The organism is Escherichia sp. MOD1-EC7003 (assembly GCF_002965065.1).
Taxonomy (GTDB): Bacteria; Pseudomonadota; Gammaproteobacteria; order Enterobacterales; family Enterobacteriaceae; genus Escherichia.
In genome coordinates this window covers 1-15,572 of sequence record NZ_PTRE01000058.1, presented here as the reverse complement: position 1 = coordinate 15,572, position 15,572 = coordinate 1, and the positions used below count along the sequence as shown (strand labels likewise).

31 protein-coding genes are annotated in these 15,572 nt (G+C 50.2%); 30 read left to right on the top strand and 1 reads right to left on the bottom strand.

Going from position 1 to position 15,572, the window contains the following annotated elements; genetic code table 11:
• The first annotated feature begins 243 nt into the window (after positions 1-243).
• Positions 244-438: a bacterioferritin-associated ferredoxin gene (bfd, locus tag A7090_RS11045; protein ID WP_000289090.1), complete on the top strand. Its 195-nt coding sequence runs from the start codon at positions 244-246 to the stop codon at positions 436-438.
• A 72-nt stretch (positions 439-510) separates the two neighbouring features.
• Positions 511-987: a bacterioferritin gene (bfr, locus tag A7090_RS11040; RefSeq protein ID WP_000675515.1), complete on the top strand. Its 477-nt coding sequence runs from the start codon at positions 511-513 to the stop codon at positions 985-987.
• On the opposite strand, the gene A7090_RS11035 is transcribed toward bfr, so the two are convergent.
• Complete coding sequence (locus tag A7090_RS11035; protein WP_105274051.1) at positions 984-1,451, bottom strand: prepilin peptidase; 468 nt, start codon at positions 1,449-1,451, stop codon at positions 984-986. The two genes, bfr and A7090_RS11035, sit on opposite strands and share 4 nt — an antisense overlap.
• A 378-nt stretch (positions 1,452-1,829) precedes the next feature.
• On the opposite strand from A7090_RS11035, the gene rpsJ reads away from it, so the two are divergent.
• The 28 genes from rpsJ to rplQ all read left to right on the top strand — a co-directional run bounded on the left by rpsJ (position 1,830) and on the right by rplQ (position 15,485).
• Positions 1,830-2,141 (top strand): 30S ribosomal protein S10, encoded by a 312-nt coding sequence (gene rpsJ, locus A7090_RS11025; protein WP_001181004.1) that lies wholly within the window; start codon positions 1,830-1,832, stop codon positions 2,139-2,141.
• A 32-nt stretch (positions 2,142-2,173) separates the two neighbouring features.
• The gene (gene rplC / locus A7090_RS11020; protein WP_000579833.1) at positions 2,174-2,803 is read left to right on the top strand and encodes a 50S ribosomal protein L3; all 630 of its coding nucleotides are present in this window, start codon (positions 2,174-2,176) and stop codon (positions 2,801-2,803) included.
• 10 nt (positions 2,804-2,813) lie between these two features.
• A complete protein-coding gene (rplD, locus tag A7090_RS11015; protein WP_000424395.1) occupies positions 2,814-3,419 on the top strand; it encodes a 50S ribosomal protein L4 in 606 nt (201 codons plus the stop codon).
• Positions 3,416-3,718 carry a 50S ribosomal protein L23 gene (gene rplW, locus A7090_RS11010; RefSeq protein ID WP_000617544.1) on the top strand — a complete coding sequence of 101 codons (303 nt, stop codon included), beginning with the start codon at positions 3,416-3,418 and terminating at the stop codon, positions 3,716-3,718. The genes rplD and rplW overlap by 4 nt, the downstream gene beginning before the upstream one ends.
• 17 nt (positions 3,719-3,735) lie before the next feature.
• Positions 3,736-4,557, top strand: a complete 822-nt coding sequence (gene rplB, locus A7090_RS11005; RefSeq protein WP_000301864.1) for a 50S ribosomal protein L2 — start codon at positions 3,736-3,738, stop codon at positions 4,555-4,557.
• Between the two features lie 16 nt (positions 4,558-4,573).
• Entirely contained in the window at positions 4,574-4,852 is a 279-nt protein-coding gene (rpsS, locus tag A7090_RS11000) for a 30S ribosomal protein S19 (RefSeq protein WP_001138117.1), read from the top strand.
• Positions 4,853-4,866: 14 nt separating this feature from the next.
• A complete protein-coding gene (gene rplV / locus A7090_RS10995; protein WP_002438719.1) occupies positions 4,867-5,199 on the top strand; it encodes a 50S ribosomal protein L22 in 333 nt (110 codons plus the stop codon).
• Between the two features lie 17 nt (positions 5,200-5,216).
• Positions 5,217-5,918, top strand: coding sequence for a 30S ribosomal protein S3 (gene rpsC / locus A7090_RS10990; protein ID WP_000529945.1), 702 nt, complete (start codon positions 5,217-5,219; stop codon positions 5,916-5,918).
• Positions 5,919-5,930: 12 nt separating this feature from the next.
• Complete coding sequence (rplP, locus tag A7090_RS10985) at positions 5,931-6,341, top strand: 50S ribosomal protein L16 (protein ID WP_000941212.1); 411 nt, start codon at positions 5,931-5,933, stop codon at positions 6,339-6,341.
• Positions 6,341-6,532: a 50S ribosomal protein L29 gene (gene rpmC, locus A7090_RS10980; RefSeq protein ID WP_000644741.1), complete on the top strand. Its 192-nt coding sequence runs from the start codon at positions 6,341-6,343 to the stop codon at positions 6,530-6,532. Before rplP ends, rpmC begins: the two co-directional genes overlap by 1 nt.
• A complete protein-coding gene (gene rpsQ / locus A7090_RS10975; protein ID WP_000130100.1) occupies positions 6,532-6,786 on the top strand; it encodes a 30S ribosomal protein S17 in 255 nt (84 codons plus the stop codon). Before rpmC ends, rpsQ begins: the two co-directional genes overlap by 1 nt.
• A gap of 164 nt (positions 6,787-6,950) precedes the next feature.
• The gene (rplN, locus tag A7090_RS10970; protein ID WP_000613955.1) at positions 6,951-7,322 is read left to right on the top strand and encodes a 50S ribosomal protein L14; all 372 of its coding nucleotides are present in this window, start codon (positions 6,951-6,953) and stop codon (positions 7,320-7,322) included.
• A gap of 10 nt (positions 7,323-7,332) precedes the next feature.
• Complete coding sequence (rplX, locus tag A7090_RS10965) at positions 7,333-7,647, top strand: 50S ribosomal protein L24 (protein ID WP_000729185.1); 315 nt, start codon at positions 7,333-7,335, stop codon at positions 7,645-7,647.
• Positions 7,648-7,661: 14 nt separating this feature from the next.
• Complete coding sequence (rplE, locus tag A7090_RS10960) at positions 7,662-8,201, top strand: 50S ribosomal protein L5 (RefSeq protein WP_001096200.1); 540 nt, start codon at positions 7,662-7,664, stop codon at positions 8,199-8,201.
• A 14-nt stretch (positions 8,202-8,215) separates the two neighbouring features.
• Positions 8,216-8,521: a 30S ribosomal protein S14 gene (gene rpsN, locus A7090_RS10955; protein ID WP_001118930.1), complete on the top strand. Its 306-nt coding sequence runs from the start codon at positions 8,216-8,218 to the stop codon at positions 8,519-8,521.
• Positions 8,522-8,554: 33 nt separating this feature from the next.
• Positions 8,555-8,947, top strand: coding sequence for a 30S ribosomal protein S8 (gene rpsH, locus A7090_RS10950; protein ID WP_000062611.1), 393 nt, complete (start codon positions 8,555-8,557; stop codon positions 8,945-8,947).
• Between the two features lie 12 nt (positions 8,948-8,959).
• Positions 8,960-9,493 (top strand): 50S ribosomal protein L6, encoded by a 534-nt coding sequence (rplF, locus tag A7090_RS10945; protein ID WP_105274049.1) that lies wholly within the window; start codon positions 8,960-8,962, stop codon positions 9,491-9,493.
• Positions 9,494-9,502: 9 nt separating this feature from the next.
• Positions 9,503-9,856 carry a 50S ribosomal protein L18 gene (rplR, locus tag A7090_RS10940; RefSeq protein ID WP_000358960.1) on the top strand — a complete coding sequence of 118 codons (354 nt, stop codon included), beginning with the start codon at positions 9,503-9,505 and terminating at the stop codon, positions 9,854-9,856.
• 14 nt (positions 9,857-9,870) lie between these two features.
• Positions 9,871-10,374 carry a 30S ribosomal protein S5 gene (gene rpsE, locus A7090_RS10935; RefSeq protein ID WP_000940122.1) on the top strand — a complete coding sequence of 168 codons (504 nt, stop codon included), beginning with the start codon at positions 9,871-9,873 and terminating at the stop codon, positions 10,372-10,374.
• 3 nt (positions 10,375-10,377) lie between these two features.
• The gene (gene rpmD, locus A7090_RS10930) at positions 10,378-10,557 is read left to right on the top strand and encodes a 50S ribosomal protein L30 (protein ID WP_001140433.1); all 180 of its coding nucleotides are present in this window, start codon (positions 10,378-10,380) and stop codon (positions 10,555-10,557) included.
• Between the two features lie 3 nt (positions 10,558-10,560).
• Positions 10,561-10,995 carry a 50S ribosomal protein L15 gene (gene rplO / locus A7090_RS10925; protein ID WP_001238917.1) on the top strand — a complete coding sequence of 145 codons (435 nt, stop codon included), beginning with the start codon at positions 10,561-10,563 and terminating at the stop codon, positions 10,993-10,995.
• A gap of 7 nt (positions 10,996-11,002) precedes the next feature.
• A complete protein-coding gene (gene secY / locus A7090_RS10920) occupies positions 11,003-12,334 on the top strand; it encodes a preprotein translocase subunit SecY (protein WP_001118861.1) in 1,332 nt (443 codons plus the stop codon).
• A 31-nt stretch (positions 12,335-12,365) separates the two neighbouring features.
• Entirely contained in the window at positions 12,366-12,482 is a 117-nt protein-coding gene (rpmJ, locus tag A7090_RS10915; protein ID WP_000868187.1) for a 50S ribosomal protein L36, read from the top strand.
• 147 nt (positions 12,483-12,629) lie between these two features.
• Entirely contained in the window at positions 12,630-12,986 is a 357-nt protein-coding gene (rpsM, locus tag A7090_RS10910; protein WP_000090775.1) for a 30S ribosomal protein S13, read from the top strand.
• Positions 12,987-13,002: 16 nt separating this feature from the next.
• Entirely contained in the window at positions 13,003-13,392 is a 390-nt protein-coding gene (gene rpsK / locus A7090_RS10905) for a 30S ribosomal protein S11 (RefSeq protein ID WP_001029684.1), read from the top strand.
• Between the two features lie 33 nt (positions 13,393-13,425).
• Entirely contained in the window at positions 13,426-14,046 is a 621-nt protein-coding gene (gene rpsD / locus A7090_RS10900) for a 30S ribosomal protein S4 (RefSeq protein ID WP_000135224.1), read from the top strand.
• Positions 14,047-14,071: 25 nt separating this feature from the next.
• Positions 14,072-15,061: a DNA-directed RNA polymerase subunit alpha gene (locus tag A7090_RS10895; protein WP_001162094.1), complete on the top strand. Its 990-nt coding sequence runs from the start codon at positions 14,072-14,074 to the stop codon at positions 15,059-15,061.
• Positions 15,062-15,101: 40 nt separating this feature from the next.
• Positions 15,102-15,485 (top strand): 50S ribosomal protein L17, encoded by a 384-nt coding sequence (gene rplQ / locus A7090_RS10890; protein ID WP_001216368.1) that lies wholly within the window; start codon positions 15,102-15,104, stop codon positions 15,483-15,485.
• Positions 15,486-15,572: the final 87 nt, after the last annotated feature.

Sequence of the window (15,572 nt, the reverse complement as noted above, 5' to 3'; positions counted from 1 at the left end):
CGCAATCCGTGAAGGCGGCCGTACCGTTGGCGCGGGCGTTGTAGCAAAAGTTCTGGGCTAATTACACGTTAATTAGTTTCGAATTAAAAAGGGCGCTTCGGCGCCCTTTTTGCTGCCTGTAATTTGAGCTCAAAATATTTAGTCGTAATTTCGCTCGCAGAACTATGGCGCAAATAAAACTGTGCTATTGTAATCATAACTATTCTCCTTTACACTTTGCGCAGAATTTGAACGGGAGCAATCATGTACGTTTGTTTGTGTAATGGTGTAAGTGACAAAAAAATTCGCCAGGCAGTCCGTCAGTTTCATCCGCAATCTTTCCAACAATTGCGCAAGTTTATTCCTGTGGGAAATCAATGTGGTAAGTGCATTCGCGCCGCGCGCGAAGTGATGCAGGACGAGTTGATGCAGATGCCAGAATTTAAAGAGATTGCCTGAAGCCCACGCTTATTTTTTGACATCCCGTTAGCCCCATCTACGCTCTAATAGTGGAAGCGGAGGGACTATAAAATGAAAGGTGATGTTAAAATCATAAATTATCTCAATAAACTATTGGGAAATGAGCTTGTCGCAATCAATCAGTATTTTCTTCATGCCCGGATGTTTAAAAACTGGGGGCTGATGCGTCTCAATGACGTCGAATACCATGAATCCATTGATGAGATGAAACACGCTGATAAGTATATCGAGCGTATTTTGTTTTTAGAAGGAATCCCCAACTTACAGGATTTAGGCAAGCTGGGGATTGGTGAAGATGTCGAAGAGATGCTGCAATCCGACCTGCGATTAGAGCTGGAAGGTGCGAAGGATCTCCGTGAGGCTATCGCTTATGCTGACAGCGTTCATGACTATGTTAGCCGCGATATGATGATTGAGATCCTTGCCGATGAGGAAGGTCATATCGACTGGCTCGAAACTGAACTGGATCTTATCGGTAAAATCGGCCTACAAAATTACCTGCAATCACAAATTAAGGTTAAAGATTAACGACCTGCCAGCAAACTATCCCAGCCTATAACGAAACCCGCAGCCGCCAGAAATGGCCCAAAAGGCAGCGGGTTTTTTAATGATTCTTTTCCTCTCATGAGCAGGCCAATAACTACGGCTCCGCAAGCGAATGAGGCAGCAAGGAAAACCAGTCGTGGCAGGAAGACCCATGTATGCCAGGCGCCAAGGGCGGCGAGAAACTTCACATCACCATAGCCTAATCCTTCTTTATGACGCAGTATGCGATACCCCCAGTAAATGACAGCGAATGTGCCGTAACCAATAATCGCCCCCCATAACGCATCGGCTAAACCATCAGGATGACAAACTTGATAGAACAAAAGACCTGACCAGAGTAACGGGCACGTAAATCTGTCAGGTAACAAGCCATGCTTTGCATCCCAGAAAAAAAGTAGGGCAGATAAACAAACGTACAAAATCAGAAAGGGAAGGGGAGCGTCCATAAAACATCCTCTGTAATTGGAGTATTACCATCGAATAACTCCGGATACACGGCAACAGAGAAACCGCTGATTTGTTAACCTGATTCCGGTGAAAAACGCTATCTTCACAACCTTACAAATTTCGTGGAATGCAGCTCGCAATCTGCGCGTTGCGATTAGTTTCTACTCAATGCTTGCGTCAGGCTCAGATTTGCGTATAATGCGCGGGCTTGTCGTAGTTGACAGCAGGTTCAATCTGAACCTCAGTTAGCCGAATTTGGCTACCTAACAATGCTCCCAATCGGGGGGCTACGTAAGAACGGTTACACTCTCCCATCAATCGTAATGGGTCTGAGGAGTAATCATTTTCGTTTATAAAATAATTGGAGCTCTGGTCTCATGCAGAACCAAAGAATCCGTATCCGCCTGAAAGCGTTTGATCATCGTCTGATCGATCAAGCAACCGCGGAAATCGTCGAGACTGCCAAGCGCACTGGTGCGCAGGTCCGTGGTCCGATCCCGCTGCCGACACGCAAAGAGCGCTTCACTGTTCTGATCTCTCCGCACGTCAACAAAGACGCGCGCGATCAGTACGAAATCCGTACTCACTTGCGTCTGGTTGACATCGTTGAGCCAACCGAGAAAACCGTTGATGCTCTGATGCGTCTGGATCTGGCTGCCGGTGTAGACGTGCAGATCAGCCTGGGTTAATCAGGTCATTGAGCGATTGAGAGGTTGAAACAATGATTGGTTTAGTCGGTAAAAAAGTGGGTATGACCCGTATCTTCACTGAAGACGGCGTTTCTATCCCAGTAACCGTAATCGAAGTTGAAGCAAACCGCGTTACTCAGGTTAAAGACCTGGCTAACGATGGCTACCGTGCTATTCAGGTAACCACCGGTGCTAAAAAAGCTAACCGTGTGACCAAGCCTGAAGCTGGCCACTTCGCTAAAGCTGGCGTAGAAGCTGGTCGTGGTCTGTGGGAATTCCGCCTGGCTGAAGGCGAAGAGTTCACTGTAGGTCAGAGCATTAGCGTTGAACTGTTTGCTGACGTTAAAAAAGTTGACGTAACTGGCACCTCTAAAGGTAAAGGTTTCGCAGGTACCGTTAAGCGCTGGAACTTCCGTACCCAGGACGCGACTCACGGTAACTCCTTGTCTCACCGTGTTCCGGGTTCTATCGGTCAGAACCAGACTCCGGGCAAAGTGTTCAAAGGCAAGAAAATGGCAGGTCAGATGGGTAACGAACGTGTCACCGTTCAGAGCCTTGACGTAGTACGCGTTGACGCTGAGCGCAACCTGCTGCTGGTTAAAGGTGCTGTCCCGGGTGCAACCGGTAGCGACCTGATCGTTAAACCAGCTGTGAAGGCGTAAGGAGATAGCAATGGAATTAGTATTGAAAGACGCGCAGAGCGCGCTGACTGTTTCCGAAACTACCTTCGGTCGTGATTTCAACGAAGCGCTGGTTCACCAGGTTGTTGTTGCTTATGCAGCTGGTGCTCGTCAGGGTACTCGTGCTCAGAAGACTCGTGCTGAAGTAACTGGTTCCGGTAAAAAACCGTGGCGCCAGAAAGGCACCGGCCGTGCGCGTTCTGGTTCTATCAAGAGCCCGATCTGGCGTTCTGGTGGCGTGACCTTTGCTGCTCGTCCGCAGGACCACAGTCAAAAAGTTAACAAGAAGATGTACCGCGGCGCGCTGAAAAGCATCCTGTCCGAACTGGTACGTCAGGATCGTCTGATCGTTGTCGAGAAGTTCTCTGTAGAAGCGCCGAAAACCAAGCTGCTGGCACAGAAACTGAAAGACATGGCTCTGGAAGATGTGCTGATCATCACCGGTGAGCTGGACGAAAACCTGTTCCTGGCTGCGCGCAACCTGCACAAGGTTGACGTACGCGATGCAACTGGTATCGACCCGGTTAGCCTGATCGCCTTCGACAAAGTCGTAATGACTGCTGATGCTGTTAAGCAAGTTGAGGAGATGCTGGCATGATTCGTGAAGAACGTCTGCTGAAGGTGCTGCGTGCACCGCACGTTTCTGAAAAAGCGTCTACTGCGATGGAAAAATCCAACACCATCGTACTCAAAGTTGCTAAAGACGCGACCAAAGCAGAAATCAAAGCTGCTGTGCAGAAACTGTTTGAAGTCGAAGTCGAAGTCGTTAACACCCTGGTAGTTAAAGGGAAAGTTAAACGTCACGGACAGCGTATCGGTCGTCGTAGCGACTGGAAAAAAGCTTACGTCACCCTGAAAGAAGGCCAGAATCTGGACTTCGTTGGCGGCGCTGAGTAAGTCGGAGGAGTAATACAATGGCAGTTGTTAAATGTAAACCGACATCTCCGGGTCGTCGCCACGTTGTTAAAGTGGTTAACCCTGAGCTGCACAAGGGCAAACCTTTTGCTCCGTTGCTGGAAAAAAACAGCAAATCCGGTGGTCGTAACAACAATGGCCGTATCACCACCCGTCACATCGGTGGTGGCCACAAGCAGGCTTACCGTATTGTTGACTTCAAACGCAACAAAGACGGTATCCCGGCAGTTGTTGAACGTCTTGAGTACGATCCGAACCGTTCCGCGAACATCGCGCTGGTTCTGTACAAAGACGGTGAACGCCGTTACATCCTGGCCCCTAAAGGCCTGAAAGCGGGCGACCAGATTCAGTCTGGCGTTGATGCTGCAATCAAACCAGGTAACACCCTACCGATGCGCAACATCCCGGTGGGTTCTACTGTTCATAACGTAGAAATGAAACCAGGTAAAGGCGGTCAGCTGGCGCGTTCTGCCGGTACTTACGTTCAGATCGTTGCTCGTGATGGTGCTTATGTCACCCTGCGTCTGCGTTCTGGTGAAATGCGTAAAGTAGAAGCAGACTGCCGTGCAACTCTGGGCGAAGTTGGCAATGCTGAGCATATGCTGCGCGTTCTGGGTAAAGCAGGTGCTGCACGCTGGCGTGGTGTTCGTCCTACCGTTCGCGGTACCGCGATGAACCCGGTAGACCACCCACATGGTGGTGGTGAAGGTCGTAACTTTGGTAAGCACCCGGTAACTCCGTGGGGCGTTCAGACCAAAGGTAAGAAGACCCGCAGCAACAAGCGTACTGATAAATTCATCGTACGTCGCCGTAGCAAATAATTTTAGAGGATAAGCCATGCCACGTTCTCTCAAGAAAGGTCCTTTTATTGACCTGCACTTGCTGAAGAAGGTAGAGAAAGCGGTGGAAAGCGGAGACAAGAAGCCCCTGCGCACTTGGTCCCGTCGTTCAACGATCTTTCCTAACATGATCGGTTTGACCATCGCTGTCCATAATGGTCGTCAGCACGTTCCGGTATTTGTAACCGACGAAATGGTCGGTCACAAACTGGGTGAATTCGCACCGACTCGTACTTATCGCGGCCACGCTGCTGATAAAAAAGCGAAGAAGAAATAAGGTAGGAGGAAGAGATGGAAACTATCGCTAAACATCGCCATGCTCGTTCTTCTGCTCAGAAGGTTCGCCTTGTTGCTGACCTGATTCGCGGTAAGAAAGTGTCGCAGGCTCTGGATATTTTGACCTACACCAACAAGAAAGCGGCTGTACTGGTCAAGAAAGTTCTGGAATCTGCCATTGCTAACGCTGAACACAACGATGGCGCTGACATTGACGATCTGAAAGTTGCGAAAATTTTCGTAGACGAAGGCCCGAGCATGAAGCGCATTATGCCGCGTGCAAAAGGTCGTGCAGATCGCATCCTGAAGCGCACCAGCCACATCACTGTGGTTGTGTCCGATCGCTGAGACTCTGGAGACTAGCAATGGGTCAGAAAGTACATCCTAATGGTATTCGCCTGGGTATTGTAAAACCATGGAACTCTACCTGGTTTGCGAACACCAAAGAATTCGCTGACAACCTGGACAGCGATTTTAAAGTACGTCAGTACCTGACTAAGGAACTGGCTAAAGCGTCCGTATCTCGTATCGTTATCGAGCGTCCGGCTAAGAGCATCCGTGTAACCATTCACACTGCTCGCCCGGGTATCGTTATCGGTAAAAAAGGTGAAGACGTAGAAAAACTGCGTAAGGTCGTAGCGGACATCGCTGGCGTTCCTGCACAGATCAACATCGCCGAAGTTCGTAAGCCTGAACTGGACGCAAAACTGGTTGCTGACAGCATCACTTCTCAGCTGGAACGTCGTGTTATGTTCCGTCGTGCTATGAAGCGTGCTGTACAGAACGCCATGCGTCTGGGCGCTAAAGGTATTAAAGTTGAAGTTAGTGGCCGTCTGGGCGGCGCGGAAATCGCACGTACCGAATGGTACCGCGAAGGTCGCGTACCGCTGCACACTCTGCGTGCTGACATCGACTACAACACCTCTGAAGCGCACACCACTTACGGTGTAATCGGCGTTAAAGTGTGGATCTTCAAAGGCGAGATCCTGGGTGGTATGGCTGCTGTTGAACAACCGGAAAAACCGGCTGCTCAGCCTAAAAAGCAGCAGCGTAAAGGCCGTAAATAAGGAGCGTCGCTGATGTTACAACCAAAGCGTACAAAATTCCGTAAAATGCACAAAGGCCGTAACCGCGGCCTGGCGCAGGGTACGGATGTTAGCTTCGGCAGCTTCGGTCTGAAAGCTGTTGGCCGTGGTCGTCTGACTGCCCGTCAGATCGAAGCAGCACGTCGTGCTATGACCCGTGCAGTTAAGCGTCAAGGTAAGATCTGGATCCGTGTGTTCCCGGACAAACCGATCACTGAAAAGCCGCTGGCAGTGCGTATGGGTAAAGGTAAAGGTAACGTGGAGTATTGGGTTGCCTTGATTCAGCCGGGTAAAGTCCTGTATGAAATGGACGGTGTTCCGGAAGAGCTGGCCCGTGAAGCATTCAAGCTGGCAGCAGCGAAACTGCCGATTAAAACCACCTTTGTAACTAAGACGGTGATGTAATGAAAGCAAAAGAGCTGCGTGAGAAGAGCGTTGAAGAGCTGAACACCGAGCTGCTGAACCTGCTGCGTGAGCAGTTCAACCTGCGTATGCAGGCTGCAAGTGGCCAGCTGCAACAGTCTCACCTGTTGAAGCAAGTGCGTCGCGATGTCGCACGCGTTAAGACTTTACTGAACGAGAAGGCGGGTGCGTAATGACCGATAAAATCCGTACTCTGCAAGGTCGCGTTGTTAGCGACAAAATGGAGAAATCCATTGTTGTTGCTATCGAACGTTTTGTGAAACACCCGATCTACGGTAAATTCATCAAGCGTACGACCAAACTGCACGTACATGACGAGAACAATGAATGCGGTATCGGTGACGTGGTTGAAATCCGCGAATGCCGTCCGCTGTCCAAGACTAAATCCTGGACGCTGGTTCGCGTTGTAGAGAAAGCGGTTCTGTAATACAGTACACTTTCTCGATACGAATAAACGGCTCAGAAATGAGCCGTTTATTTTTTCTACCCATATCCTTGAAGCGGTGTTATAATGCCGCGCCCTCGATATGGGGATTTTTAACGACCTGATTTTCGGGTCTCAGTAGTAGTTGACATTAGCGGAGCACTAAAATGATCCAAGAACAGACTATGCTGAACGTCGCCGACAACTCCGGTGCACGTCGCGTAATGTGTATCAAGGTTCTGGGTGGCTCGCACCGTCGCTACGCAGGCGTAGGCGACATCATCAAGATCACCATCAAAGAAGCAATTCCGCGTGGTAAGGTCAAAAAAGGTGATGTGCTGAAGGCGGTAGTGGTGCGCACCAAGAAGGGTGTTCGTCGCCCGGACGGTTCTGTCATTCGCTTCGATGGTAATGCTTGTGTTCTTCTGAACAACAACAGCGAGCAGCCTATCGGTACGCGTATTTTTGGGCCGGTAACTCGTGAGCTTCGTAGTGAGAAGTTCATGAAAATTATCTCTCTGGCACCAGAAGTACTCTAAGGAGCGAATCATGGCAGCGAAAATCCGTCGTGATGACGAAGTTATCGTGTTAACCGGTAAAGATAAAGGTAAACGCGGTAAAGTTAAGAATGTCCTGTCTTCCGGCAAGGTCATTGTTGAAGGTATCAACCTGGTTAAGAAACATCAGAAGCCGGTTCCGGCCCTGAACCAACCGGGTGGCATCGTTGAAAAAGAAGCCGCTATTCAGGTTTCCAACGTAGCAATCTTCAATGCGGCAACCGGCAAGGCTGACCGTGTAGGCTTTAGATTCGAAGACGGTAAAAAAGTCCGTTTCTTCAAGTCTAACAGCGAAACTATCAAGTAATTTGGAGTAGTACGATGGCGAAACTGCATGATTACTACAAAGACGAAGTAGTTAAAAAACTCATGACTGAGTTTAACTACAATTCTGTCATGCAAGTCCCTCGGGTCGAGAAGATCACCCTGAACATGGGTGTTGGTGAAGCGATCGCTGACAAAAAACTGCTGGATAACGCAGCAGCAGACCTGGCAGCAATCTCCGGTCAAAAACCGCTGATCACCAAAGCACGCAAATCTGTTGCAGGCTTCAAAATCCGTCAGGGCTATCCGATCGGCTGTAAAGTAACTCTGCGTGGCGAACGCATGTGGGAGTTCTTTGAGCGCCTGATCACTATTGCTGTACCGCGTATCCGTGACTTCCGTGGCCTGTCCGCTAAGTCTTTCGACGGTCGTGGTAACTACAGCATGGGTGTCCGTGAGCAGATCATCTTCCCAGAAATCGACTACGATAAAGTCGACCGCGTTCGTGGTTTGGATATTACCATTACCACTACTGCGAAATCTGACGAAGAAGGCCGCGCTCTGCTGGCTGCCTTTGACTTCCCGTTCCGCAAGTAAGGTAGGGTTACTAAATGGCTAAGCAATCAATGAAAGCACGCGAAGTAAAACGCGTAGCTTTAGCTGATAAATACTTCGCGAAACGCGCTGAACTGAAAGCGATCATCTCTGATGTGAACGCTTCCGACGAAGATCGTTGGAACGCTGTTCTCAAGCTGCAGACTCTGCCGCGTGATTCCAGCCCGTCTCGTCAGCGTAACCGCTGCCGTCAAACAGGTCGTCCGCATGGTTTCCTGCGGAAGTTCGGGTTGAGCCGTATTAAGGTCCGTGAAGCCGCTATGCGCGGTGAAATCCCGGGTCTGAAAAAGGCTAGCTGGTAATTGTCACCAATTGAATCACGGGAGTAAAGACAGATGAGCATGCAAGATCCGATCGCGGATATGCTGACCCGTATCCGTAACGGTCAGGCCGCGAACAAAGCTGCGGTCACCATGCCTTCCTCCAAGCTGAAAGTGGCAATCGCCAACGTGCTGAAGGAAGAAGGTTTTATTGAAGATTTTAAAGTTGAAGGCGACACCAAGCCTGAACTGGAACTGACTCTTAAGTATTTCCAGGGCAAAGCTGTTGTAGAAAGCATTCAGCGTGTCAGTCGCCCAGGTCTGCGCATTTATAAGCGTAAAGACGAGCTGCCGAAAGTTATGGCGGGTCTGGGTATCGCAGTTGTTTCTACCTCTAAAGGTGTTATGACTGATCGTGCAGCGCGCCAGGCTGGTCTTGGTGGCGAAATTATCTGCTACGTAGCCTAATCGGAGGAAAAAATGTCTCGTGTTGCTAAAGCACCGGTCGTTGTTCCTGCCGGCGTTGACGTAAAAATCAACGGTCAGGTTATTACGATCAAAGGTAAAAACGGCGAGCTGACTCGTACTCTCAACGATGCTGTTGAAGTTAAACATGCAGATAATACCCTGACCTTCGGTCCGCGTGATGGTTACGTAGACGGTTGGGCACAGGCTGGTACCGCGCGTGCCCTGCTGAACTCAATGGTTATCGGTGTTACCGAAGGCTTCACCAGGAAGCTGCAGCTGGTTGGTGTAGGTTACCGTGCAGCGGTTAAAGGCAATGTGATTAACCTGTCTCTGGGTTTCTCTCATCCTGTTGACCATCAGCTGCCTGCGGGTATCACTGCTGAATGTCCGACTCAGACTGAAATCGTGCTGAAAGGCGCTGATAAGCAGGTGATCGGCCAGGTTGCAGCGGATCTGCGCGCCTACCGTCGTCCTGAGCCTTACAAAGGCAAGGGTGTTCGTTACGCCGACGAAGTCGTGCGTACCAAAGAGGCTAAGAAGAAGTAAGGTAACACTATGGATAAGAAATCTGCTCGTATCCGTCGTGCGACCCGCGCACGCCGCAAGCTCCAGGAGCTGGGCGCAACTCGCCTGGTGGTACATCGTACCCCGCGTCATATTTACGCACAGGTAATTGCACCGAACGGTTCTGAAGTTCTGGTAGCTGCTTCTACTGTAGAAAAAGCTATCGCTGAACAACTGAAGTACACCGGTAACAAAGACGCGGCTGCAGCTGTGGGTAAAGCTGTCGCTGAACGCGCTCTGGAAAAAGGCATCAAAGATGTATCCTTTGACCGTTCCGGGTTCCAATATCATGGTCGTGTCCAGGCACTGGCAGATGCTGCCCGTGAAGCTGGCCTTCAGTTCTAAGGTAGAGGTGTAAGATGGCTCACATCGAAAAACAAGCTGGCGAACTGCAGGAAAAGCTGATCGCGGTAAACCGCGTATCTAAAACCGTTAAAGGTGGTCGTATTTTCTCCTTCACAGCTCTGACTGTAGTTGGCGATGGTAACGGTCGCGTTGGTTTTGGTTACGGTAAAGCGCGTGAAGTTCCAGCAGCGATCCAGAAAGCGATGGAAAAAGCCCGTCGCAATATGATTAACGTCGCGCTGAATAACGGCACTCTGCAACACCCTGTTAAAGGTGTTCATACGGGTTCTCGCGTATTCATGCAGCCGGCTTCCGAAGGTACCGGTATCATCGCCGGTGGTGCAATGCGCGCCGTTCTGGAAGTCGCTGGGGTTCATAACGTTCTGGCTAAAGCATATGGTTCCACCAACCCGATCAACGTGGTTCGTGCAACTATTGATGGCCTGGAAAATATGAGTTCTCCAGAAATGGTCGCTGCCAAGCGTGGTAAATCCGTTGAAGAAATTCTGGGGAAATAAACCATGGCAAAGACTATTAAAATTACTCAAACCCGCAGTGCAATCGGTCGTCTGCCGAAACATAAGGCAACGCTGCTTGGCCTGGGTCTGCGTCGTATTGGTCACACCGTAGAGCGCGAGGATACTCCTGCTATTCGCGGTATGATCAACGCGGTTTCCTTCATGGTTAAAGTTGAGGAGTAAGAGATGCGTTTAAATACTCTGTCTCCGGCCGAAGGCTCCAAAAAGGCGGGTAAACGCCTGGGTCGTGGTATCGGTTCTGGCCTCGGTAAAACCGGTGGTCGTGGTCACAAAGGTCAGAAATCTCGTTCTGGCGGTGGCGTACGTCGCGGTTTCGAGGGTGGTCAGATGCCTCTGTACCGTCGTCTGCCGAAATTCGGCTTCACTTCTCGTAAAGCAGCGATTACAGCCGAAGTTCGTCTGTCTGACCTGGCTAAAGTAGAAGGCGGTGTTGTAGACCTGAACACGCTGAAAGCGGCTAACATTATCGGTATCCAGATCGAGTTCGCGAAAGTGATCCTGGCTGGCGAAGTGACTACTCCGGTAACTGTTCGTGGCCTGCGTGTTACTAAAGGTGCTCGTGCTGCTATCGAAGCTGCTGGCGGTAAAATCGAGGAATAAGTAGCAGATGGCTAAACAACCGGGATTAGATTTTCAAAGTGCCAAAGGTGGCTTAGGCGAGCTGAAACGCAGACTGCTGTTTGTTATCGGTGCGCTGATTGTGTTTCGTATTGGCTCTTTTATTCCGATCCCTGGTATTGATGCCGCTGTACTTGCCAAACTGCTTGAGCAACAGCGAGGCACCATCATTGAGATGTTTAACATGTTCTCTGGTGGTGCTCTCAGCCGTGCTTCTATCTTTGCTCTGGGGATCATGCCGTATATTTCGGCGTCGATCATTATCCAGTTGCTGACGGTGGTTCATCCAACGTTGGCAGAAATTAAGAAAGAAGGGGAGTCTGGTCGTCGTAAGATCAGCCAGTACACCCGCTACGGTACTCTGGTGCTGGCAATATTCCAGTCGATCGGTATTGCTACCGGTCTGCCGAATATGCCTGGTATGCAAGGCCTGGTGATTAACCCGGGCTTTGCATTCTACTTCACTGCTGTTGTAAGTCTGGTCACAGGAACGATGTTCCTGATGTGGTTGGGCGAACAGATCACTGAGCGTGGTATCGGTAACGGTATCTCAATCATTATCTTCGCCGGTATTGTCGCGGGACTCCCGCCAGCCATTGCCCATACTATCGAGCAAGCGCGTCAAGGCGACCTGCACTTCCTCGTGTTGCTGTTGGTTGCAGTATTAGTATTTGCAGTGACGTTCTTTGTTGTATTTGTTGAGCGTGGTCAACGCCGCATTGTGGTAAACTACGCAAAACGTCAGCAAGGTCGTCGTGTCTATGCTGCACAGAGCACACATTTACCGCTGAAAGTGAATATGGCGGGGGTTATCCCGGCAATCTTCGCTTCCAGTATTATTCTGTTCCCGGCTACCATCGCGTCATGGTTCGGGGGCGGTACTGGTTGGAACTGGCTGACAACAATTTCGCTGTATTTGCAGCCTGGGCAACCGCTTTATGTGTTACTCTATGCGTCTGCAATCATCTTCTTCTGTTTCTTCTACACGGCGTTAGTTTTCAACCCGCGTGAAACAGCAGATAACCTGAAGAAGTCCGGTGCATTTGTACCAGGAATTCGTCCGGGAGAGCAAACGGCGAAGTATATCGATAAAGTAATGACCCGCCTGACCTTGGTTGGTGCGCTGTACATTACCTTTATCTGCCTGATCCCGGAGTTCATGCGTGATGCAATGAAAGTACCGTTCTACTTCGGTGGGACCTCACTGCTTATCGTTGTTGTCGTGATTATGGACTTTATGGCTCAAGTGCAAACTCTAATGATGTCCAGTCAGTATGAGTCTGCATTGAAGAAGGCGAACCTGAAAGGCTATGGCCGATAATTGGTCGCCCGAGAAGTTACGGAGAGTAAAAATGAAAGTTCGTGCTTCCGTCAAGAAATTATGCCGTAACTGCAAAATCGTTAAGCGTGATGGTGTCATCCGTGTGATTTGCAGTGCCGAGCCGAAGCATAAACAGCGCCAAGGCTGATTTTTTTCGCATATTTTTCTTGCAAAGTTGGGTTGAGCTGGCTAGATTAGCCAGCCAATCTTTTGTATGTCTGTGCGTTTCCATTTGAGTATCCTGAAAACGGGCTTTTCAGCATGGAACGTACATATTAAATAGTAGGAGTGCATAGTGGCCCGTATAGCAGGCATTAACATTCCTGATCATAAGCATGCCGTAATCGCATTAACTTCGATTTATGGCGTCGGCAAGACCCGTTCTAAAGCCATCCTGGCTGCAGCGGGTATCGCTGAAGATGTTAAGATCAGTGAGCTGTCTGAAGGACAAATCGACACGCTGCGTGACGAAGTTGCCAAATTTGTCGTTGAAGGTGATCTGCGCCGTGAAATCAGCATGAGCATCAAGCGCCTGATGGATCTTGGTTGCTATCGCGGTTTGCGTCATCGTCGTGGTCTCCCGGTTCGCGGTCAGCGTACCAAGACCAACGCACGTACCCGTAAGGGTCCGCGCAAACCGATCAAGAAATAATCGGGGTGATTGAATAATGGCAAAGGCACCAATTCGTGCACGTAAACGTGTAAGAAAACAAGTCTCTGACGGCGTGGCTCATATCCATGCTTCTTTCAACAACACCATCGTGACTATCACTGATCGTCAGGGTAACGCGTTGGGTTGGGCAACAGCCGGTGGTTCCGGTTTCCGTGGTTCTCGCAAATCCACTCCGTTTGCAGCTCAGGTTGCAGCAGAGCGTTGCGCTGACGCCGTGAAAGAATACGGTATCAAGAATCTGGAAGTTATGGTTAAAGGTCCGGGTCCAGGCCGCGAATCTACTATTCGTGCTCTGAACGCCGCAGGTTTCCGCATCACTAACATTACTGATGTGACTCCGATCCCTCATAACGGTTGTCGTCCGCCGAAAAAACGTCGCGTATAACGCTTCGTTTTCCAGGTTTGTTGGAGAAAGAAAATGGCAAGATATTTGGGTCCTAAGCTCAAGCTGAGCCGTCGTGAGGGCACCGACTTATTCCTTAAGTCAGGCGTTCGCGCGATCGATACCAAGTGTAAAATTGAACAAGCTCCTGGCCAGCACGGTGCGCGTAAACCGCGTCTGTCTGACTATGGTGTGCAGTTGCGTGAAAAGCAAAAAGTTCGCCGTATCTATGGTGTGCTGGAGCGTCAGTTCCGTAACTACTACAAAGAAGCAGCACGTCTGAAAGGCAACACCGGTGAAAACCTGTTGGCTCTGCTGGAAGGTCGTCTGGACAACGTTGTATACCGTATGGGCTTCGGTGCCACTCGTGCAGAAGCACGTCAGCTGGTTAGCCATAAAGCAATTATGGTAAACGGTCGTGTTGTTAACATCGCTTCTTATCAGGTTAGTCCGAATGACGTTGTAAGCATTCGTGAGAAAGCGAAGAAGCAGTCTCGCGTGAAAGCCGCTCTGGAGCTGGCTGAGCAGCGTGAAAAGCCAACCTGGCTGGAAGTTGATGCTGGCAAGATGGAAGGTACGTTTAAGCGTAAGCCGGAGCGTTCTGATCTGTCTGCGGACATTAACGAACACCTGATCGTCGAGCTTTACTCCAAGTAAAGCTTAGTACCAAAGAGAGGACACAATGCAGGGTTCTGTGACAGAGTTTCTAAAACCGCGCCTGGTTGATATCGAGCAAGTGAGTTCGACGCACGCCAAGGTGACCCTTGAGCCTTTAGAGCGTGGCTTTGGCCATACTCTGGGTAACGCACTGCGCCGTATTCTGCTCTCATCGATGCCGGGTTGCGCGGTGACCGAGGTTGAGATTGATGGTGTACTACATGAGTACAGCACCAAAGAAGGCGTTCAGGAAGATATCCTGGAAATCCTGCTCAACCTGAAAGGGCTGGCGGTGAGAGTTCAGGGCAAAGATGAAGTTATTCTTACCTTGAATAAATCTGGCATTGGCCCTGTGACTGCAGCCGATATCACCCACGACGGTGATGTCGAAATCGTCAAGCCGCAGCACGTGATCTGCCACCTGACCGATGAGAACGCGTCTATTAGCATGCGTATCAAAGTTCAGCGCGGTCGTGGTTATGTGCCGGCTTCTACCCGAATTCATTCGGAAGAAGATGAGCGCCCAATCGGCCGTCTGCTGGTCGACGCATGCTACAGCCCTGTGGAGCGTATTGCCTACAATGTTGAAGCAGCGCGTGTAGAACAGCGTACCGACCTGGACAAGCTGGTCATCGAAATGGAAACCAACGGCACAATCGATCCTGAAGAGGCGATTCGTCGTGCGGCAACCATTCTGGCTGAACAACTGGAAGCTTTCGTTGACTTACGTGATGTACGTCAGCCTGAAGTGAAAGAAGAGAAACCAGAGTTCGATCCGATCCTGCTGCGCCCTGTTGACGATCTGGAATTGACTGTCCGCTCTGCTAACTGCCTTAAAGCAGAAGCTATCCACTATATCGGTGATCTGGTACAGCGTACCGAGGTTGAGCTCCTTAAAACGCCTAACCTTGGTAAAAAATCTCTTACTGAGATTAAAGACGTGCTGGCTTCCCGTGGACTGTCTCTGGGTATGCGCCTGGAAAACTGGCCACCGGCAAGCATCGCTGACGAGTAACCGGATCACAGGTTAAGGTTTTACTGAGAAGGATAAGGTCATGCGCCATCGTAAGAGTGGTCGTCAACTGAACCGCAACAGCAGCCATCGCCAGGCTATGTTCCGCAATATGGCAGGTTCACTGGTTCGTCATGAAATCATCAAGACGACTCTGCCTAAAGCGAAAGAGCTGCGCCGCGTAGTTGAGCCGCTGATTACTCTTGCCAAGACTGATAGCGTTGCTAATCGTCGTCTGGCATTCGCCCGTACTCGTGATAACGAGATCGTGGCAAAACTGTTTAACGAACTGGGCCCGCGTTTCGCGAGCCGTGCCGGTGGTTACACTCGTATTCTGAAGTGTGGCTTCCGTGCAGGCGACAACGCGCCGATGGCTTACATCGAGCTGGTTGATCGTTCAGAGAAAGCAGAAGCTGCTGCAGAGTAATCTGAAGCAACGTAAAAAAACCCGCCCCGGCGCTGAGGAATCCCCAGTAATGGGCGGGTAAAAAAAGACAGGCATAGAGTTTTGTGA